Source organism: Colwellia psychrerythraea (genome assembly GCF_000764185.1).
Lineage (GTDB): Bacteria > Pseudomonadota > Gammaproteobacteria > Enterobacterales > Alteromonadaceae > Colwellia > Colwellia psychrerythraea_B.
Window position 1 is genome coordinate 112,464 of sequence record NZ_JQEC01000006.1, and the last position, 21,647, is coordinate 134,110.

The 21,647-nt window shown below is 39.6% G+C and carries 14 protein-coding genes; 4 read left to right on the forward strand and 10 right to left on the reverse strand.

Translation table 11 applies throughout. The annotated features are described in order from the left end of the window. Positions 1 to 3: 3 nt before the first annotated feature. From GAB14E_RS18400 to polA, 3 genes are all read left to right on the forward strand, one after another. The gene (locus tag GAB14E_RS18400) at positions 4 to 1,299 is read left to right on the forward strand and encodes an efflux RND transporter periplasmic adaptor subunit (protein ID WP_033080979.1); all 1,296 of its coding nucleotides are present in this window, start codon (positions 4 to 6) and stop codon (positions 1,297 to 1,299) included. A gap of 15 nt (positions 1,300 to 1,314) precedes the next feature. After that, a complete protein-coding gene (locus GAB14E_RS18395) occupies positions 1,315 to 4,530 on the forward strand; it encodes an efflux RND transporter permease subunit (protein WP_033080980.1) in 3,216 nt (1,071 codons plus the stop codon). A gap of 735 nt (positions 4,531 to 5,265) precedes the next feature. Further along, a complete protein-coding gene (gene polA, locus GAB14E_RS18390) occupies positions 5,266 to 8,064 on the forward strand; it encodes a DNA polymerase I (RefSeq protein ID WP_052093471.1) in 2,799 nt (932 codons plus the stop codon). 122 nt (positions 8,065 to 8,186) lie between these two features. Here polA and GAB14E_RS18385 read toward each other — a convergent pair whose 3' ends face one another. From GAB14E_RS18385 to GAB14E_RS18340, 10 genes are all read right to left on the reverse strand, one after another. Next, on the reverse strand, positions 8,187 to 9,044 hold the full coding sequence (locus GAB14E_RS18385) for a substrate-binding periplasmic protein (RefSeq protein WP_231561978.1): 858 nt from the start codon (positions 9,042 to 9,044) through the stop codon (positions 8,187 to 8,189). A gap of 561 nt (positions 9,045 to 9,605) precedes the next feature. Further along, the gene (locus GAB14E_RS18380) at positions 9,606 to 10,982 is read right to left on the reverse strand and encodes an SLC13 family permease (RefSeq protein ID WP_033080981.1); all 1,377 of its coding nucleotides are present in this window, start codon (positions 10,980 to 10,982) and stop codon (positions 9,606 to 9,608) included. Positions 10,983 to 11,090: 108 nt separating this feature from the next. Further along, a complete protein-coding gene (gene recG, locus GAB14E_RS18375) occupies positions 11,091 to 13,184 on the reverse strand; it encodes an ATP-dependent DNA helicase RecG (RefSeq protein ID WP_197061154.1) in 2,094 nt (697 codons plus the stop codon). 31 nt (positions 13,185 to 13,215) lie between these two features. Beyond that, positions 13,216 to 13,923, reverse strand: a complete 708-nt coding sequence (gene trmH / locus GAB14E_RS18370; protein ID WP_033080982.1) for a tRNA (guanosine(18)-2'-O)-methyltransferase TrmH — start codon at positions 13,921 to 13,923, stop codon at positions 13,216 to 13,218. Positions 13,924 to 14,111: 188 nt separating this feature from the next. Then, positions 14,112 to 14,504 carry a RidA family protein gene (locus GAB14E_RS18365; protein WP_197061155.1) on the reverse strand — a complete coding sequence of 131 codons (393 nt, stop codon included), beginning with the start codon at positions 14,502 to 14,504 and terminating at the stop codon, positions 14,112 to 14,114. 119 nt (positions 14,505 to 14,623) lie between these two features. Beyond that, positions 14,624 to 16,732, reverse strand: coding sequence for a bifunctional GTP diphosphokinase/guanosine-3',5'-bis pyrophosphate 3'-pyrophosphohydrolase (spoT, locus tag GAB14E_RS18360; RefSeq protein ID WP_033080984.1), 2,109 nt, complete (start codon positions 16,730 to 16,732; stop codon positions 14,624 to 14,626). A gap of 362 nt (positions 16,733 to 17,094) precedes the next feature. Beyond that, positions 17,095 to 17,379: a DNA-directed RNA polymerase subunit omega gene (rpoZ, locus tag GAB14E_RS18355; protein ID WP_033080985.1), complete on the reverse strand. Its 285-nt coding sequence runs from the start codon at positions 17,377 to 17,379 to the stop codon at positions 17,095 to 17,097. A 114-nt stretch (positions 17,380 to 17,493) separates the two neighbouring features. Beyond that, positions 17,494 to 18,141, reverse strand: coding sequence for a guanylate kinase (gene gmk, locus GAB14E_RS18350; RefSeq protein WP_033080986.1), 648 nt, complete (start codon positions 18,139 to 18,141; stop codon positions 17,494 to 17,496). A 171-nt stretch (positions 18,142 to 18,312) separates the two neighbouring features. Then, positions 18,313 to 19,503, reverse strand: coding sequence for an amino acid aminotransferase (locus GAB14E_RS18345; RefSeq protein ID WP_033080987.1), 1,191 nt, complete (start codon positions 19,501 to 19,503; stop codon positions 18,313 to 18,315). A 215-nt stretch (positions 19,504 to 19,718) separates the two neighbouring features. Beyond that, on the reverse strand, positions 19,719 to 20,429 hold the full coding sequence (locus tag GAB14E_RS18340) for a DUF445 domain-containing protein (RefSeq protein ID WP_033080988.1): 711 nt from the start codon (positions 20,427 to 20,429) through the stop codon (positions 19,719 to 19,721). A gap of 283 nt (positions 20,430 to 20,712) precedes the next feature. Between GAB14E_RS18340 and GAB14E_RS18335 the strand changes: the two genes are divergently transcribed. Next, positions 20,713 to 21,585: a peptidylprolyl isomerase gene (locus tag GAB14E_RS18335; protein WP_033080989.1), complete on the forward strand. Its 873-nt coding sequence runs from the start codon at positions 20,713 to 20,715 to the stop codon at positions 21,583 to 21,585. Positions 21,586 to 21,647 lie beyond the last annotated feature (62 nt).

Below are 21,647 nucleotides of genomic sequence, written 5' to 3' on the forward strand. Positions count from 1 at the left end.
AAAATGAAAAATATATTAACTGATAAAGTATCTAAAATAATAAAACTCATTACCCTGAGTAGTCTATTTACCGGCTTAGTTGGAGCATCGACCACAGTGTTAGCTTACAACGATGTTGTGCTAGAAAACACGCTGTCGGGGGCGCAAGCGATAGAGGTACAAGCTGAACATAAACATGAAAGTGGCCATGAACACGATAATGAGAATAAAGCAGACGACCACGGGCAAGAAACTAAAGCCGATGATGGTCACGGCCATGCTAATGAAAATGCTAGTGAAGAAGAGCATGAAGAAGGTATAAGCTTTAGTCCTGAAAAAATGGCTTTAGCGAATATCAAAGTATCTACTTTAACCGCCAAAACTTTAGCTAAAAGTGTTTATGCTCCTGGAGAAATAAAAGCCAACGGTTACACCAGTTATATTGTCTCGCCACGTACCGAGTCGGTAGTGATCAGTCGTCACGCCATTTTGGGTGAACATGTCGAAAAAGGCCAAGCTTTGGTGACTTTATTTAGTGAATCGATGGCAGAAGCGCAAGCAGAGTACCGTGTTGCTTATAGTGAGTGGCAGCGAACTAAAAAATTAGGTCTTGGCACTGTCAGTGAAAGTCGTTTATTAGCTAGTGAAACCGCTTATATTACAGCCTACGGTAGATTAACTGCATTTGGCTTAACCAAAGCGGCTATTAAAGAAATTGTTAAAAATAACTCATCAAATCTGGGTGAGTATACCTTAGTCGCTAAACGAGCTGGCGCGGTATTAAGTGATGATTTTTCACAAGGGCAACGAGTTGCTCCGGGCGATAAAATAATGGTTTTGGCCAATGAAGAAAATTTATGGGTAGAAGCGCGAGTTTCACCTAATAAGAAACTGAACTTACCCGTAGGTACAGTGGCTAAGGTTGAGTTTGCAGGGCAAGTACATTTTGCCAAAGTGATCCAAGAAGCACATACCATAGATCCAATTACCCGTACCCGAATTGTGCGTTTGTCCGTTGAGAATAAAGATGACACCTTACATTCCGGCATGTTCGTTAATGTAAATTTTCAGTTTGATACCCAAACCCCGGTAATCGCGGTGCCAGAAACGGCATTAATGCGTGGCGCTGATGGTGATTGGACTGTATTTGTTGAAGATCATCCCGGTGAATTTAAAGCTGTTGAAGTTGAACTCGGTCAGCCTTTAGGCCATTACCGTCAAATTATCGGTATTGCCCCTAATACTCGAGTGGTGACCAAAGGTGCATTCTTTGTTGCTTCAGAAATAGCAAAAGGCGGATTTGATCCGCACGGCCACTAGGTAAGGAATGAAATTATGTTTAATAAAATGATTGATTGGTCGATCAATAATCGACTATTGGTAGTTATCGCACTGATCGCCACTATGGTGGCAGCTGTTATGGTGATCCCCAAGTTAAATTTAGATGCTTTTCCCGACGTAACTAATGTTCAAGTAGCGATAAATACTGAAGCGCCTGGCTTAGCAGCAGAGGAAGTTGAGCAGTTAATAACTTATCCTATTGAAGCTGTCATGTATGCACTGCCTGATGTAGAGCAAGTTCGTTCAATTTCAAAAACAGGTTTGTCGGGGGTTACCGTAGTATTTAAAGAAGGTACCGACATCTATTTTGCTCGCCAACTGGTATTCGAACGTTTGCAAGCAGCAAAAGAATTAATTCCCCAAGGCGTAGGCACACCAGCAATGGGACCTAATACCTCGGGTTTGGGTCAAATATTTCAGTACTTGTTAATTGCTGACAAGGATTCTGGCTATGATTCTATGACCTTAAGGAGTTTAAATGACTGGATAGTGAAGTTATTGGTGATGCCGGTTGATGGTGTTACCGATGTTTTGTCTTTTGGCGGTAATGTTAGGCAATATCAGGTTAATATTGAACCCAGTAAATTGTTGTCATATCAATTAATCCAAGACGATATTGTTACCGCACTTGAGAACAATAATGCCAATGTTGGTGGTTGGTACATGAGTCGCGGACAAGAGCAATTAGTTATTCGTGGTACAGGTTGGTTTAATAGTGGCGAAGCAGGTTTAGACGATATTAGACAAGTACCGGTGAAAACGGTTGCTGGTACTGTGGTTACTATTGATGATATAGCTAAGGTTTCATTAGGCAGTGAGATTCGTCAAGGTGCGGTTACTATGACCCGCAGAGACGCAGAAGGTAATATTGAAAACTTAGGTGAAGTGGTTACTGGCATAGTGTTAAAACGTATGGGGGCAAATACCAAAGCCACTATTGATGGTATTAGTGCACGTATTCCTATGATTAACCAAGCGTTGCCCAAAGGTGTACGTTTTGAGCCGTTTTATGATCAAGCGGACTTAATTACTAAAGCGGTTGATACTGTGGTTGAAGCCTTAGCCTTAGCGTTTATCTTTATTGCCATAGTGTTGGCACTGTTTTTAATGAATCTTCGTGCCACATTTTTAGTACTGATTTCAATTCCTATTTCTATCGCTATTGCGTTAATGGTGATGTCTTGGCTAGGCTTATCGGCTAACTTAATGTCGTTAGGTGGTATTGCGGTTGCTATTGGGATGTTGGTTGATGGCTCAGTAGTGATGGTTGAAAATATGGTTAAACATCTTAATAGACCTGATGCCACTCATTATAAAAATGCCCAAGCAAGAAATCCAGATACGGATGCTGATCCGCACATTTTTGATTCACACTGCGTAGAAAGTGATGAAGCTGGCATTCCTTTACGATTAAAAGCAGCCGGTAGAGAAGTCGCCCGTCCGGTATTCTTTGCTGCTTCCATAATTTTAGTGGTATTTATGCCGCTATTTAGTTTTGAAGGAGTTGAAGCTAAACTGTTTCAACCTATGGCCATCAGTATTATTTTAGCAGTGGTTTCGGCTATTTTAGTGGCATTACTTGTAGTACCGGCTTTAGCGACTTATATGTTTAACAAAGGCGTTAAAGAAAAAGAAAGTTTTGTCTTAAAACCATTAAACAAGCTTTATCGCAAAGGGCTTAAAGCAGCAATGAAGCACACAAGAGTAGTTATTGCTGCTTCAGTTTTATTGTTTATTGGTGCAGCTTCTTTAGTGCCACAAATTGGTACTGAGTTTGTGCCTGAGCTAGAAGAGGGTACTATTAATCTAAGAGCAACTTTGGCGCCTTCATCAAGTTTGCAAACTGCCTTGTCGGTGGCCCCCATTCTTGAAGCAATGTTAATGGAATTCCCTGAAGTAGAGTACACCCTCAGCCGAATTGGTCGTGCAGAAATTGGTGGTGATCCAGAGCCAGTCAATAACATTGAAATATACATTGGTCTAAAACCCGTTTCAGAGTGGAGCAGCGCAAGTAATCGCTTTGAATTACAGGGTTTAATGGAAGAGAAACTTGAACAGTTTCCAGGCTTATTACTTAACTTTTCACAGCCGATTGCTACGCGTGTTGATGAATTACTTTCTGGGGTTAAAGCACAACTTGCTATTAAGTTGTTTGGTCCTGAATTAGATATTCTGGCAAGTAAAGGTCAAGAAATTGAAGCCGCTATTAAGAAAATTGCTGGCGCTAGAGATGTAGCCTTAGAGCAAATAGCTGGCGAAGCACAACTAGTTATTAAACCAAAAAGACAACAGCTATCACGATATGGCTTGTCGGTTGGTGATGTCATGGCCGTGGTTAAAGATGGCATTGGCGGCGTTAGTGCTGGGCAAATAATCAATGGTAATGAACGCTACGATATTTATGTGCGTTTTGAAGAAAAGTATCGTGATAATCAAGAAGCTATTGCTGACCTTAGAATACAATCACCTACCGGTGCTTGGGTACGTTTAGGCGATATTGCTACCGTTAGCTTTGAGTCTGGTCCACCACAAGTACGCCGTGATGACGTGCAAAGACGTGTGGTTATTCAGGCCAATGTACAAGGCCGAGACATGGGCAGTGTGGTTAACGACATTCGCAAAGCTATTGATGACAAAGTGGAGTTGCCCGCAGGTTACTCTGTGGTTATTGGTGGTCAGTTTGAAAACCAACAACGCGCACAGCAACGTCTTGCTGTAGTAGTGCCGTTATCACTAGCGCTAATTGCTTTACTACTTTATTTTGCCTTTGGCTCGGTTGGTCAAGCGATGCTGATATTAGTGAATGTACCATTGGCAGTTATTGGCGGTATTTTCTCGCTCTATATGTCCGGGCAATACTTATCAGTGCCAAGCTCAGTCGGTTTTATCACCTTATTTGGTGTCGCCGTACTTAACGGTGTGGTGATGGTAGAAAGCATCAATCAACTGGTTAAGGATGGTATTGATACTTCAAAGGCGGTTTTTGATGGGGCGGTATCACGTTTACGCCCGGTATTGATGACGGCTATTACTTCGGCATTAGGTTTGATCCCAATGTTGATGTCAAACGGTGTTGGCGCTGAAATTCAACGACCACTGGCCAGTGTTATTGTTGGTGGCTTAGTGACCGCAACGTTATTAACTTTATTTGTTTTGCCGGTATTGTATCCATGGTTTTCTAAAACAAAAATTGCCCAGCTAACACGTTAGTAAAAAATTCGCCTGTTGCCATTCAAGTGTACGATGAAACTTGCATCTTGATTGGTAACAGGTATATATAAATATGCAGAATGCAGCGGAAATTAGCTGTTTGCATTTTGCTTTGTCATTGGGGATAAAATTCCTGCTAAAATTTGGCAGGAATTTAGTTTTTATAAATAAAACTTATCATAAATATTTTTATTTAACTGGTGGATCTGTTGCTAGCTATTGTCCTTACTCGCTTATGTTTTTTTGTTCTTTCAAAGTGTAACTTTTCTGTAAAAAAATTTTAATAATACGCTGGTAATCACGCCAAATTCTGATAATCTCTTACCTCGTTATTTTCATCAGTTGATTTTTTATACAACTAAAAAATAACTTGATAATAAAATTATCCACATAGTATAAAAATAAAAACATTGCGCATTAAAAGGCTTTAGTGGTCTGTCTTTTTTCAATGAAATCAAATATTTATATCAGTGAAGTCAGATTTGCCTCGCGCAATTACCTGGCTACTTTTCGTACTTGATCACAAGGTTATCCACAAGAGGATCAATGATCTAGGCAATTAAGCACACTGATAAAGTGGAGCCAACTTATACCAATTCCATTATCTTCAATCAATGCCTTGCCTCTAAGCCTTTTAACTCTCTCTGAATGGGAACAAACTTAATGGACTTGGTATTATGCTTTGTGGCATGCTTAGCCACCTTTAGCTTATTTTAGTCGCTTCGCGTATTTCTTATGACAACTTCTGCAACCCCACCTGATGCTAATAACAGCCAATCACCCTTGATATTAGTCGATGGATCTTCGTATTTATTTCGAGCCTATCACGTGCCCTATTTGCAAGCACTTTCCACCGCAGATGGCCAACCAACAGGAGCCATCACCGGTGTATTAAATATGCTGCGTAGTTTGAAAAAAGACTACCCTAATGGCAATATCATCGCGATTTTTGATGCGAAAGGTAAAACCTTTCGTAATGATATGTACCCAGAATACAAAGCCAATCGTCCACCAATGCCGGATGACTTACGCACACAAATAGCACCTTTGCATGAAATTATTACTGCCATGGGTTTACCTTTATTGGTTATCCCTGGTGTTGAGGCTGATGATGTTATCGGCACTTTGGCTAAACAAGCTGATGAATTAGGTATCGAAACCGTCATTTCGACCGGTGATAAAGATATGGCGCAGCTAGTAACCGAGCATGTGCGTTTGATTAATACCATGACCGACGTTGAGATGGATGTTGCCGGCGTTAGTGAAAAATTTGGCGTGCGTCCTGATCAAATCATCGACTATCTTGCCTTGATGGGCGATAAAGTTGATAACATTCCTGGTGTAGTAAAGTGTGGACCAAAAACAGCAGTTAAATGGTTAGCAGAACATGGCACTATGGCTGAAGTTATTGCTAATGCCGATAAAGTGAAAGGTAAAATAGGCGAGAATTTACGTGATGCTTTAGAGCAGCTGCCTCTGTCTTATCAATTAGCCACGATTAAATGTGACGTTGAATTAGAGCAAACTGCAGGACAATTAGCTGCTAGTGAACCTGACATTGCCGCGTTAAGTGAACTCTATCAAAAATTTGAATTAAAACGTCTATTAGCAGACTTAGGTAAAGGCGGCAGTGAGGCAAGTTCTACTGGTGCAAGTAAATCATCTAAGTCATCGGGTTCTGCCGGTGAACAAGCTGCTGAAATCCAGACGGTGACAGTTGCTGAGAGCGAATACGATATAATCCTAGAAAAAGCACACTTCAGCCAGTGGCTGGAAAATTTACAAGAATGTGATGTTTTCGCCTTTGATACCGAAACCACCAGTGTTGATTATATGAAAGCCGAATTAGTCGGAGTATCTTTTGCCATTGAAGTCGGTAAAGCTGCTTATGTGCCCTTGACTCATGATTATGAAGATGCACCAGAGCAACTTGATAAAGACTGGGTATTAGCGCAATTAAAACCGTTACTCGAAAGCAAAACCATTAAAAAAATTGGTCAAAACTTAAAGTATGATGCCAATGTACTAAGTCATTATGATATCGCTTTGCAAGGCATTGAGTTTGATACCATGATTGAGTCTTATTGTTTTAATAGCGTTGCCACTCGCCATAATATGGACGCACTAGCACTAAAATATCTTGATTATAAAACAGTAAAATTTGAAGACATTGCTGGTAAAGGCGCTAAACAGCTTACTTTTAACCAAGTTGAAATTGAAACGGCTGGTCATTATGCTGCGGAAGATGCTGATATTACATTGCGCTTACATAAGGCTATATTTCCTGCGTTGGAGCAGTCAGCCTCACAACTAAGTGTGTTTAATGAAATCGAAATGCCATTATTACCAGTGCTTGCACGCATGGAGCAAACGGGTGTATTGATTGATAGTGATATATTAGCCGATCAAAGCCGGACCTTAGGGCAACGCTTAGACGAACTAGAAATTGAAGCACATAATTTAGCCGGAAGAAGTTTTAACCTGGCTTCACCAAAGCAACTACAGCAAATTCTTTTTGAAGAGTTACAAATTCCGGTCATCAAAAAGACGCCAAAGGGTGCACCTTCAACAGCAGAAGAAGTATTGCAAGAACTTGCACTTGATTACCCATTGCCTAAAGTCATTCTAGAGAATAGAGGTCTAAGTAAACTCAAGTCGACTTATACTGACAAGTTACCGTTAATGATTAGCGACAAAACCGGACGTTTGCATACTTCGTATCATCAAGCGGTTACGGCGACAGGGCGTTTATCTTCAACCGATCCAAACTTACAGAACATTCCAATTCGTAGTGAGCAAGGCCGTAAAATTCGCCAAGCTTTTATTGCCCCTAAAGATCATAAGATAGTGGCAATAGATTACTCACAAATTGAATTACGCATCATGGCACATCTGTCGAACGATAAAGGTTTAGTTACCGCTTTTAGTGAAGGCAAAGATATTCATAAAGCAACAGCAGCAGAAATATTTGCCGTTGAGCTTGATGAAGTGACTACAGATCAACGTCGCAGTGCTAAAGCCATTAACTTTGGTTTGATTTATGGCATGTCAGCCTTTGGTTTAGCCAAACAATTAAATATTGGCCGTAAGCAAGCACAAGAATACCAAGATAAATATTTCCAACGTTACCCTGGCGTATTAACCTACATGGAAGATACTCGCCAACTAGCGAGTGAGCAGGGTTATGTGGAAACCTTATACGGTCGCCGCTTATATTTACCAGATATTAATGCTAAAAATGGAATGCGTAAAAAAGCGGCTGAACGTGCAGCAATCAATGCGCCGATGCAGGGTACAGCTGCAGATATCATTAAAAAGGCGATGTTAGCAGTAGATTTATGGTTGTTAGAGCAAAATGATGACCGGATCAAAATGACCATGCAAGTGCACGATGAACTGATCTTTGAAATACACCAAGATATTGTTGAAGAAACTACCGCGAAATTAGTGATATTGATGAATGATGCAGTAGAGTTAAGCGTACCGTTAATTGCTGAAGCAGGCATTGGCGATAATTGGGATGAAGCTCACTAACTTTATAATCCATTAAAACCTCGTCAATAACAATCTATCTCAATTGATGCGGTTATTTATGTGCAGATAATAATTGAGAATGTAGCCATTAATCGTTAACACCTTTAGTGGCTTTTTTATTGCTACGATTCTTCAGCATTTTTTGAACATTGGTAGCCAGTACTGATTAACCGATCTAATTCACCACTTTGTTCAAATTGGCTAATGGCTATATTGATATCGTTGAGTATCTGCTTGTGTAACGGGGACTTTTTACTGATGGCAAAATATAACGGTTGGTATTGTAAAGCGGGTTGCACCAGTTCAATTGCATCAAGTAAATGCTGTTTATCAACCGCTGATAAGTCAGCTACGTTCACGCTAAAAGTAAAAACTTTAGGGTCGCCAATAATAAGATCAACACGGCTGGCGACTAGTAATTTAACCAGTTGTAATTCGTCAGCGGTCTCTATTACTGAAAACATTTGCGCAGCCATCATAGCATCGAATTCTTGAGTATTTTGATAACCACGAACCACGCCAATTGTTTTACCATTGAGCACAGACAAACCGTCATCTAAAATTAACGATTCACCTTTGCGTTGAATTAACGAGACACTGCCACCAGAAAACGCATTAGACAAAGTAACTAACTCCCGACGGTTTTTTCCTAAATGATAATCTGACGGGGTATTTTTTTCGATGTAATAGGTTGGAAATAATATGTCCACTTGATCCAGCTCAACTAGTTTTACTGATCTAGCCCAAGGGTAAAAGTGAATGTTTACTTGATAACCCTGACTGGCAAGTATGGCAATGGCAAATTGAAATAACCACCCTTTATTACACAGCTCTTCACTAATGTAAGGCGGCCAATTTAAGCTCGCTAAATGTAATACCTTTAGCGAGCTCGAATTAAAGCGATAACCCTGACTGGTTTTTTCACCATAAACTATGTGTTTTTGGCCTTGAAGGTAATAACTAACCTTTAACTTATCCACATAGTTGTTACCTTCTACTACCGCAACTATTGTGAAATAAGCTATAAAAATAATGATATAAAGGTTTGTTTTTTGCGCTTTTGAACTAATCATGCGGCAAATAATATTAGTGTGCTTGAACGTTTAATAGATAACATAGTAAGTCATCTCATCTTGCTACTTATTATCTTTAACTTTAGCCGCTCAATGTATTTATTGCCTGTATTTAACTCATACCATTCCGTCTAAGAAAGTGACCGCTTAGCGAGAGTTTAAAGGTTTAGAGGCAAGGCATTGATTGCAAAGAATAGTTATTCAGGAGAATATGCTCCTGCATTCTCTAAGAAGCTACATCCATGTAGCGTTATTGTTAAAATCAATAACGCAGCATATAAGCCTTTAAATCTCGCCCTTCGGGAGCGCATAAACATCATGATAAAGGCACAAAATTTGTTTGATGTAGAATAACTATATCTATACATATTTTGCTTGTTCTCATATTGTCCATGTCGTTCTAAGTGGCCACTTCTTTAGATGGATTGGTATTAATAAACCTGCCACCTATTTAGTATCTTGCTAGCGTTAATGCAACAATAAAAAAGTTACCGCGGCAACAATACTTGAGACTAATAAACTTAATAGCGCGCCTTCTATCACCATATCTCTGATCTCTATTTCACCAGTGCCATAGGCTATGGCATTAGGTGCTGTGGCCACAGGTAACATGAAAGCACAGCTGGCAGCCATTGCGGCAGGAATCATAAATATGGCGGGATCAACGCCAACACTGACACCTACAACGGCTAATATGGGCATTAATAGGGTCGCAGTAGCTGTATTACTGGTGATCTCAGTAACATAAGTCACCACCAAACAAATGGTTAACACCATGGCTATCATGGGTAAATTAGCGAGTGAGGATAACCATTCACCGAGCATTACACTTAACCCTGAAGCTGCAAAACCTTTGGCAAGAGCGATACCGCCAGCAAAAAGCAATAACATGCCCCAAGGTATTTCCTTGGCGGTATGCCAGTCAAGAATACGACCGCCTTTTCCGTTAGGCGTCATAAACATTATCACTACTGCAGCCAGTGCGACGGTACTATCACCAGCAATAGGTGTATTAAACAATTCACTCCAACCGCCAAAAGGTGCACCGCGGGTGATCCATGCAAGAGCCGTTAAAGTAAAGATGATTAAGGTACGTTTTTCTTCACTACGCCATTTAGGCAATGTCGGTAATTGAATCTCTTCATCTAAAGTAACTGAGCGTGTTAACCATAACGCCATTAAAGGGATGGAAATCAGTACCACGGGCACACCAATTTTCATCCACTCTAAAAAGCCAAATTCACTGCCGGTAGTTTCTTCATAAATGCCCATAAAGATAACATTTGGCGGTGTACCAATTGGAGTACCAATACCACCAACAGAGGCAGAGTAAGCAATGCCTAGAATAAGTGCGACCTTTAATTTTTTATTATTAACATGACTTAAAATTGCTAAAGCAATAGGTAGCATTATTAGTGTTGAGGCTGTGTTTGAAATCCACATACTTAATGTGGCAGTTGCTAGCATAAAACCAAATACTAAACGTCTACCACTGGAAACCCCCACTAACCGAACCATGTAAACAGCCATGCGCTCGTGAGCGCCACTTTTGACTAGGGCAGTTGAAAGCATAAAGGCGCCCATCAATAACAAAATGACATGACTACCTAATGCGGAGGCGACGGTTTTGTGATCGACGATACCAAACAAGGGTAATAAAGCAAAAGGCACTAATGAAGTCGCGGGAATAGGAATAGCTTCGCTAACCCACCATATAACGGTAAGCAAAGTAATTGCAGCGGCGATGGCCGGTTTATCAGCCAGACCAAAGTGACTTAGTAATAAATAGCAGGTAAACGCTATAACGGGTCCCAACGGGATAAAGTGCTGACGGGTAATTTTCATAATAAATGCAACTCGTAGTTAGTAGCATGCTTACAGCAGTGCTTTTGTTGTTTTTTGAATTGTTAACTTGCTTATTTTTTAGTCATTAATAGTTAGTCATTTTACTTGTTAGGCATTTGAATAACGTTCCTTATTGCCTAACCATCGTTGAATTAGTGCTTGAGCACATTCAGGGTATTGACGTGATAGTAGGTATGCCTGTTGTTTTATTTCAGGAATTAAATAACCATCTCGTACTAGATCGGCAATTTTAAGATCCGCTAAACCGGTTTGCCTAGTACCTAGTAATTCTCCTGGACCACGAATTTCAAGATCCTTTTCTGCGATAACAAAACCATCATTACTTTCACGTAATACTTTTAATCGTTTTACCGCGGTTTTTGATAGTGGTGCTTTATACAATAATACGCAAAAAGAGGCGACCGAGCCACGACCAACGCGACCACGTAACTGGTGTAATTGCGCTAAACCTAAACGCTCTGGATTCTCAATCACCATTAAACTGGAGTTTGGCACATCGACGCCTACTTCAATAACAGTTGTGGCAATTAATAAGTGTAAGTCACCAATTTTAAAGGCATCCATAACTTCTTGTTTTTCAACCGCCTTCATTCGGCCATGCACCAAACCAATTTTTAATTCCGGTAATTGTGCTGCTAATAAAAGCGCAGTGTCTTCGGCGGCTTGGCACTGTAATACTTCCGACTCTTCGATTAAGGTACATACCCAATAAGCTTGTCTGCCATCATTAACGCAACCTTGGCGAATGCGCTCAATAACATCAGCGCGACGTGAATCAGGTAAGGCTACGGTGTTTATTGGTGTACGTCCTGGTGGTAATTCATCAATAATTGAGGCATCTAAATCAGCATAAGCAGTCATCGACAAAGTTCGGGGTATTGGCGTTGCTGTCATGATCAATTGGTGTGGATATTTATTATCAAAAACACCCTTTTCTCGCAAGGTAAGACGTTGATGTACACCAAATTTATGTTGCTCATCAATGATAACTAGAACTAAGCTTTTAAAGATAACATCGGCTTGAAAGAGCGCATGGGTGCCGATAACCATTTGCATTTCACCACTAGCAATTTTCTCAAGGGCTTCTCTTTTAGCTTTTACTTTAGTTTTCCCGGCCAACCAGCCGACACTGATACCTAGTGGGGTAAACCAGTTAGCAAAATTAATGGCGTGTTGTTCAGCTAGAATTTCGGTCGGCGCCATCAAGGCAACTTGATAACCCTCGCTAATAGCCGTTAATGCAGCAAGGGCAGCAACTAAGGTTTTACCTGAGCCCACATCCCCTTGAACTAACCGCATCATAGGTTGGGTTTTGGCTAAATCAGTTTTTATTTCATCAACAACACGCGCTTGCGCATTGGTTGGTGTGAATGGTAAGGCTTTTAGAAATTTTTTAGTAACTTTTTCATCACCCAATAAAGGTAGCGCATCATGAATATCACTATTTTGTCTGAGTTTCAGCATACTCAAGTTGTGGGCCAGTAGCTCTTCTTTAATTAAGCGTTGCTGTGCCGGATGATGACCTTGCTCTAATTGCTCTATTGAAACATCAGGTGGTGGACGATGAATAATTGCTAAGGCATCACTAAGCGAATATTGCTCGTTAAAGATATTATTGGGTAGTAACTCTTCAACTTGGCCGCGTTGTAATCTAATTAAAGCTTGCTCAGTTAAACTGCGTAGCGATACTTGTCTTAAGCCATCAGTGCTTGGGTAAACGGGTGTTAAGGTTTCTTCAACGGATGTTAATGCTCTATCGTCATCAAGGGCTTTATATTCAGGATGAACTATTTGATAGCCGCGTGGACCACGTTTAACTTCACCATAACAGCGAATGTTTTTGCCAATGGCTAAGCTGTTTTTTTGACTGGCGGAGAAACTGAAAAAGCAAAGTTGAATACTGCCAGTGCCATCATGAAGGGTAACCACCATCATGCGGCGTTTACCATGAGTGATCTGATTATCGGTAATTTCACCAATGATATTGGTTGAGGTACCCACTAATAAATCACGCACTGTGCTTACTCGGGTTTTATCTTCATAACGCAGTGGCAAATGAAAGAGCATATCCTGCACTGACAGCAAGCCAATTTTTTCTAACTTTTCTGCTAAACTAGGCCCTACACCTTTAAAGGTGCTCAGTGGGATTTGTGATAGCTTTGTGAGTGCTTCCATTGCCATTAAATGAGCTCTTAGTTCTTAGATTAAGTTATTAATCATCAATATGCTGCCAAGCTTTTTTGTTCATTTGCATTTTTTGCCACCATAGTTCATCAGCGACAATTTGTCCTGCTTCATCAATTTCAGGGTAAGGTAAACCTTTACGCTGACAGGCTTCGGCAAAGATAGGGTGACCACCTTCAAATAAAGTTCGTTGACGGCGCTCATTACTTAAAAGAGGTTTATCATACATGCCTGCAGCTTCGCGTTGGCGCTGGGCTTCGTATAAAACAACAGAACAAGCCACAGAAACATTTAATGATTGCACCATGCCAACCATAGGAATCACAATGTGGTGATCAGCTAGCTCAAGCGCTTCTTTTGAGGTGCCAAACTTCTCTTGCCCTAAAATAATAGCGGTAGGTTTGGTATAATCTATTTCGGTAAAGTTAACCGCAGTATCAGACAAGTTAGTTACCAATACTTGCATGCCTTGTGCTTTTAACGCTTTAATTGCATCAGCAGTTTTATGATAGTTATGCACGTCAATCCAATTTTGGCTACCTGCAGCACTACCCCCTCGAACTTCTGCCTCTTCACTTTTCCAAACGGCATGAACATCACTAATACCAATAGCATCACAAGTACGTACTACGGCGGCTAAGTTATGAGATTTGTGTAAGCCTTCCATGCAAACCGTTAAGTCAGGTTGGCGTTTGTCTAACATGGTATTAATACGTGCTAATCTTTCTGGAGTCATTTTGTTTAATCTTTTAAATAATTTTAGCTCAACTCTTAATCAAAGCTAGAATACAGCTGGGTAATAGGAAAAAGTAATGCGATTTAAACAAAGCCGTCAAGCTATTAATTTAGGGAGCTTATATGTATAAGTGACTTAAATAAATAGCGCTGACAATGCAGGTTAAATGGTATTAATGAAGCCTATTTTTAATTGACGCTAGGTAGTTCTAAGATACCATCAATTTCAATTTCAACATCTTTAGGCAATCTAGAAACTTGTACAGCCGCTCTTGCTGGGTAAGGCTGGTTAAAATAACGACTCATAATCTCGTTTACTGTAGCAAAGTTACTTAAATCTGTTAGGAAGATGTTAACTTTTACCATGTCGTTAATTTCGCCACCTGCTGCATCACATACTGCAACTAAGTTTTTAAATACTTGCTCAGCTTGTGCAGCAAAGTCACCTTCAATCACTTCCATGGTTTCAGCAATCAATGGAATTTGACCTGACAAATAAACTGTATTGTTTACTTTTACTGCTTGGCTATATGTACCAATAGCGCTAGGTGCTTTGTCTGTACTGATAATGCTTTTCATAATCTTTCCTTGGGTAATAGCTGTGGTTACAACATGAGCATATTGCTCTGCTTTCTAATTTTAAATTTCGTTTGCAGTATTGCTTTCGTTATTAAGCAATAGCTTAAAATATATCGAGATAATTACTTGTTTCTAATAACGCGTTGTACATCAATCATTACTTTGATTTTTCTAATAATATCAGCTAAATGAATACGGTCTCGACAGGTGATTTCCATGTCGATCACGTACAAACCAGCTTCTTTTTCACCAGAATTTAAACTGTGCACATTTGAGCCACACTTAGCAATAACATTAGTTAATAATGCTAGTGCTCCTTGATGGTTAACAATTTCTACGCGTAGCTTAGCAATAAACTCTTTATCAATGTCGCTATCCCACTTCACTGGGAACAGGCTACCTTGGTCATGTCCTTTGATATTTCGACAACCTTGTTGGTGCACCATCAAACCCTTACCTGGACTTAAATAAGCTAAAATAGCATCACCAGGGATTGGACGACAACATTTTCCGTAGCTTACTAACATGCCTTCAGTGCCTTTTATCGGCATTTTAGTTTTGCTACTTGATGAAGTTAATTCGTTATCTTCGGTAAAACCATCAGTTAATTGTCTGGCGATACCAATGCTCAGGGCATTACCCAAACCTATATTGGTAAGCAAGCCAGCTAAATTATCATTACCACTTTGTTGCACAACTTCATCAATCTTTTCTTGTGCTAGGTCTTCAAGTTTAGTTTTACCCAAAGCATGACTTAATAAACGCAAGCCTAAGGCATGAGATTCATCTTTTTCACAACTTCTTAAGTAAGTTCTTATTTGTAAGCGTGCTTTAGCTGTGACAACAAAATTTAACCAGGTGGCATTAGGTCGGGCTGCGGTAGACGTTATGACTTCAATCGTTTGCCCTGAATCTATTGGTTGGCTCATAGGGTAGGGTTTACGATCTACCTTTACACCAACACACGAATTACCAACGTCTGTATGCACAGCATAAGCAAAATCGATTGCCGTAGCGCCCATGGGGAGTTCAATAATTCGACCATCTGGGGTAAATACGTAAATTTCTTCAGGAAATAAATCAGATTTAACGTTTTCAATAAACTCAAAAGAGCTACCTGCACTTTGTTGCAGCTCTAATAAACTTTGCATCCAACGACGGGCTTTCATTTGCGCGGTAGTGCCCGTATTCTCGCCGTCTTGTTTATAAAGCCAATGCGCGGCAACACCTTTGTCGGCCATTTGATCCATATCGTGGGTGCGGATTTGAATTTCAACCGGTATACCATGTGGACCAATTAGTGAGGTATGCAGTGATTGATAACCGTTAGTTTTTGGTATAGCAATATAATCTTTAAAACGCGTTTCAATTGGTTTGAAAAGATTGTGCATGGCACCTAGAGCACGGTAGCAATTATCTATTTTTTCATTAACAATGACGCGGAAAGCATAAATATCCATGACTTCATTGAACATTAATTCTTTATTGAGCATTTTGCGATAAATAGAATAGAGATGTTTTTCTCTACCCATAATTTGTGCATCAATACCACTCTCCTTGAGGCGAGCAGCGATTTCTTTTTCAATATTATCAATAATCGCTTTACGGTTGCCACGGGCACTTTGTACCGCAGACTTCAAAGCACGTGAACGCATGGGGTAAAGTGCTTCAAAACCTAATAGCTCTAATTCATTTTTGATATCATGAATACCTAAACGGTTAGCTATTGGTGCATAAATCTCTAAAGTTTCGCGCGCGATACGTCGACGTTTATCAGGTCTTAAAGAGCCAAGAGTACGCATATTATGAGTACGATCGGCAAGTTTAATTAAAATAACACGAATGTCTTGCACCATGGCAAGCACCATTTTACGGAAGTTCTCCGCTTGCATTTCTTCTTTGTTATCAAACTTTAATTTATCTAGTTTACTTACCCCTTCAACAAGCTCGGCTACTGTATGACCAAAAAGCTCAGCCAATTCATCTTTGGTAACTTCAGTATCTTCAATAACGTCGTGTAATAAAGCCGCCATCAAAGTTTCATGATCTAAACGCATTTGGGCTAAATTAATTGCTACGGCAACTGGGTGAGTAATATAAGGGTCACCACTTGAACGCATTTGTCCATCATGGGCATCACGCGCAACAATATAAGCGTGTTTAAGTAAATCAATTTGTACTTTTGATAGGTAGGTAGAGCTAAGTTCTTTTAAAGGTTCAAATAGGTACACCTAATGCTCCAAATGCAGGGGGGTAAAGGGGATAATTCGAGTATATACCCTAGTAATATACTCATGTTACATCGAAATGCACGATTCAGCGAGTATTAAAAGGCTTAGAGGCAAGGCATTGATTAAAGCTATGTCGCTTTGGAGTATTTTAACCCGTACAAGTGGCCGGCAACTTAGTGGAATTGGTATTAAAACATTACTTACAACATCAAGCACTCATTATCCAGAGTTCAGGTTACTTATAAATAACTAAGGAACAGGCAATAAAAAACGCGTAACCTATTTTCTCGCATAAAGCAGAATAAGGTACGCGTTTTTAAGTGCTTAAAACTAAATCTTTCTTAGAAAGAAATAACTCTAGCTTATAATTCGTCTTCTTGACCACCAACAATCGCTGCAACAGCATCTAATTCAGCAGTATCTTGCTGAATTTGTTGTGCACGATCAGAAGTGTTCATAATGTCTGTAGTAATTAAGCCAGCTTCGATTTCACGCAAAGCGATTACTGTTGGCTTGTCGTTTTCGACTTCAACCAATGGATCTTTTCCGCCCGTAGCAATTTGACGAGCACGACGTGATGCAACTAGCACCAAATCAAAACGATTACCGACTTTTTCTACGGCATCTTCAACAGTTACGCGAGCCATCTGGGCACTCCAACTAATAAACTAACTTACAAAATAGCTGCGTAGTTTACTGCTCACTCATTAATTAAGCAAGCAATAGCCGCGCAACAGAGAACTTTTTTATTTATTATTCAGCTACTGACTTACTTCATTATTTAGTAGCTTACTAAACAATTCTTGCTGTGCAATGCTCTGTTGACGGCATTTAAGACGCTGATTGTTTACAATTGTGGTTAGATCTAGCAGCGCTTGGTCGAAATTATCATTAACAATAATGTAATCAGATTCATTATAGTGGGAGCATTCCGCTTGCGATTGTGCCATACGACTAGCAATTATTTCAGCACTGTCTTGACCACGACCTGTTAAGCGCCTTTCTAACTCTTCTTTAGATGGTGGGCTAATAAAGATTGTCGTAACGCTAGGTTTTTTCATGCGAACTTGCTGCGCGCCTTGCCAGTCAATATCAAGGAATACATCAATGCCTTGGGCTAGTTGGGTATCGATAGCCGCTTCAGACGTGCCGTAATAATTACCAAAGACTTCGGCATACTCATAAAATGCGTTATTACTTATTTGTTTTTTAAACTCGCTAATGCTAACAAAGTGGTAATGTTCACCATTATTTTCACCGGGACGAATATCGCGGGTGGTATGAGATACAGATACCTGCATAGCTCTTGAAGAAGCTTGATTATCTTGGTTTAACAAGGCATTAATAAGGCTAGATTTACCGGCACCACTTGGTGCATAAAGAATAAATAAATTACCGGGAACAATCACAGGATTTCCTTTAAAACAAACTTGAATTACATATGGCTAGGATCAAATAGAGAATACTCTACTGTTTATAAAATTTAGCCAAAAAAAAGGCTGGGCTCTATTTTACTCTATTAGAATAAAAAAAGCTCAGCCAGATTTTATTTATACTTAAGTGCTTGAAGCGATGAAGGCCTAAAGTACTTTGGCAATTGATTGCGCTAAGTAATCAACATTATCATTTGAATAACCAGCAATGCTCATACGGCTTGAACCCACTAAATAGATGCTGTAATCATCTTGAAGCTGTTGTACTTGCTCAGGTGAAAGACCTAAGAAAGAAAACATACCCATTTGACGACTAATATGGCTAAAGTCTTGTGTTACACCATGTTCAATTAGCTTATCAACGATTAATTTGCGATTACCGTTAATGCGGTCACGCATGTCTTTTAATTCGCCATACCATTCTGTACGCAATTCATCTGACGTTAAAATTGTTTCAACAATAGCGGCACCATGCGCTGGCGGCATAGAATAGATAACTCGCGCAACATAAAGTAATACCGAGTTTGCAATATCAACGGCTATGCTCGATGAACCAATAATGGTACAAGCACCAATACGTTCACGATATAAACCGAAGTTTTTAGAACATGAACTACAAATAATCATTTCTTCAACGGTATCTGCGAGTAAACGTAGACCGTAAGCATCGTCTTCTAAGCCAGTACCAAAACCTTGGTAAGCCATATCAAGTAAAGGTGTAAAACCAACAGTCTTAGCTACTTCTGCAACTTGTTGCCATTGCTCTTTATTTAAATCCATACCACTTGGGTTATGACAACAAGCGTGCAATAACACCACATCATCTTTACCAACTTCTTTAAGCGCATTTAGCATGCCATCAAAATCTAAGCTCTTATTTTCATAATCGTAATAAGGGTAGGTTTTAACATTTAAGCCTGCAGCAGCAAAAACACCGTTGTGATTCGCCCAAGTTGGATTACTTACCCAAATAGTTGCGTCAGATTTACATGACTTGATAAATTCACCAGCCACGCGTAAAGCGCCAGTTCCACCTGGTGTTGAGATGATTCGAGCACGATCTTCTGCTAGCACTTTATGATCAGCACCGAAAATGAGTTTAGCCATTTCCGAGTTGAATAATGGTGAACCACCAGGGCTAATATAAGCTTTACTTTGTTCTGTGGTTAGACGATGTTGTTCTGCTTTTTTCACACAATTAAGTACCGGAGTATTGCCAGCTTCATCTTTGTATACGCCAACACCTAAATCAATTTTTTTTGGATTGGTATCTTTTTTATATTTAATCCCTAATCCTAAAATTGGATCGGCAGGCAAAGCTTTTAAACTATCAAACATGACAGAAATTTCCTTAATATTAGATGAGAGCGGGATAAATAAGGCATTATCGCGATTATTAACCTAAAAGCTCTAATTTTTCTAGTTGGCCAAGCATAACCCAAAATTATGGCTTAATTAAAGTGATTTTTATGCCATATAGTGACAAAACTAAGATTAATTAGTGTGATTGTTGTGCTTTATTTTATAAGTAAAAATTATTTACCTGCTAAACACTAGAAATTATTAGTAAATGCGGCAACCAAACCAATAACACCGCCAAATATACCACCCCAAACGACTAACCAGCCGAGGTGTTTTTTAATCATCTTTTGCACAATCTCTTTAACTAATTGAGGCGTTAATTCATTGAGACGTTTTTCGATAATATCGCTCACTTTATCTCGCATGCCGGAAATAATATCGGGTTGTTCTAATTCTTCTCTTAATAGCGTATTGAATTGTTCACTTTGGGTAATTTCTTGCATTGAAAGCTTCATCTTCTCAATAAAAGGTTCTTTCATTGGCTGAATTGCTTCACTTCCACCAACCATAACAAGCATAGGTCCAAACGATGATTGCTCAATAACTTCCACTAAACTATTAAACGCAGGAGTAAGGTCAACCTTGTCAATAATGGGGGATAAGTCGATGGTACTGGCTTTACCTGAGCTGTCTGAAAGAAAACGGTCGATATTTTGTTCAGTAAAAAATTGTTCCATCATCAATTGGCGAATAGCTATTTTGAATTCTTCAAACCGAGCAGGAATAACACCAGAACCATAAAGTAATGGTACTTTTTCAAAGAGCATATGCACAGCTAGCCAGTTTGTGATTGCGCCTGATAAAGCAAAAAGACCAAAGGTGAAAATAATATGTTGCTCGCTAACATAACCGCCTAATGTAACAGCTAATGCAATGAGGTTGGTGATAAGACTTTTGTTCACGAAATACTCCCAGGAGATGCGGTATTGTTTTAATGGCGGCTATGATAGCATTTAATTTACTTATACTAATTCCAATAAATTTATTCCTTACTCAGAGTTATGTCAGTGGTTCATTAACAAGTTAAACTTATTTAGATCTAGTTATTCTAAATTCAATGGATTTATAGTTGTTAATGGGGCGATGTCAAACTCCCAAAGGGCGAGTTTAAAAGCTTTTAATTCACGCTGAGTGGGAAATATCTTAATGGATTTGGTATTACTTTAAAACAGATAAAGGTTTGCCATGAGAGTTTCTTTAAAAACGGTACTGACGTTAACAACTTTGTTTTTTATTAGTGCTTGCGGCGCTGATGATGCTGCGGACTCAATGTGGAGAAAGTTGCCACTTAATAATACTGTATTATTAACCTTGCCCCATGGCAAAGTGGTTATAGAGCTAGCACCGCAATTTTCTCCAAAAAATACCGCACAATTTAGCAAACTAACTCAACAAGGTTTTTATGATGGCACCAAATTTTATCGTGTCATCGATGGTTTTGTTGCCCAAGCAGGACCTAAAGATGGCAGTAAAAAAGATCTTTCTGTTCCTATTCTTGCCATGGAAGCAGATTTTAAAGTAGCCAAAGATTGGGCTTATACTCCTGTACAGCAACAAGGTTTATTTGCCCAACAAACGGGCTTTAAAGACGGTTTCGCTATTGCTTATCAACAAGGAAAAAGTCCTAATTCAGGTAAAGCTTGGTTGACCCATTGTCCTGGTACTATTGCTATGGCTAGAAATAATGCAGCAGATTCCGCCTCTAGTCACTTTTATATTGTTATTGGCCAAGCACCACGTTATTTAGATCGTATTATGACTATTTATGGTCGTGTAGTTCATGGTATGCAACATGTGCAAGCAATACAGAGAACGGCAGTTATTGAAGGGGAGTATGCTGTTGACCATCGAGACTTTACTGAAATTGTCAGCATGCAGTTGATGAGTGATGTCGCAAAAGCCGAGCAAATTCACATTGAAGTAGAAAATACTGAATCAAAAGCATTTGCTGAGCGTCTAGTGAAACGTCGTAACCGCGACAGCGCATTTTTCTATAATAAACCACCACCAGTACTGGATGTTTGCCAAATTCCGATTAGGAGTCGGATAGTTAAATAATAAAGGCTATGGGATCTAGGGGGCTAATTGTTATTACTTTGTAATGCAAATATGTTTTAGCT

Coding starts and splice junctions, on each gene's coding strand:
- polA (WP_052093471.1), top strand. CDS start 5,266: ATGACAACTTCTGCAACCCCACCTGATGCTAATAACAGCCAATCACCC.
- GAB14E_RS18380 (WP_033080981.1), bottom strand. CDS start 10,982: ATGAAAATTACCCGTCAGCACTTTATCCCGTTGGGACCCGTTATAGCG.
- GAB14E_RS18395 (WP_033080980.1), top strand. CDS start 1,315: ATGTTTAATAAAATGATTGATTGGTCGATCAATAATCGACTATTGGTA.
- trmH (WP_033080982.1), bottom strand. CDS start 13,923: ATGACTCCAGAAAGATTAGCACGTATTAATACCATGTTAGACAAACGC.
- GAB14E_RS18345 (WP_033080987.1), bottom strand. CDS start 19,503: ATGTTTGATAGTTTAAAAGCTTTGCCTGCCGATCCAATTTTAGGATTA.
- GAB14E_RS18400 (WP_033080979.1), top strand. CDS start 4: ATGAAAAATATATTAACTGATAAAGTATCTAAAATAATAAAACTCATT.
- GAB14E_RS18335 (WP_033080989.1), top strand. CDS start 20,713: ATGAGAGTTTCTTTAAAAACGGTACTGACGTTAACAACTTTGTTTTTT.
- recG (WP_197061154.1), bottom strand. CDS start 13,184: ATGGCAATGGAAGCACTCACAAAGCTATCACAAATCCCACTGAGCACC.
- rpoZ (WP_033080985.1), bottom strand. CDS start 17,379: ATGGCTCGCGTAACTGTTGAAGATGCCGTAGAAAAAGTCGGTAATCGT.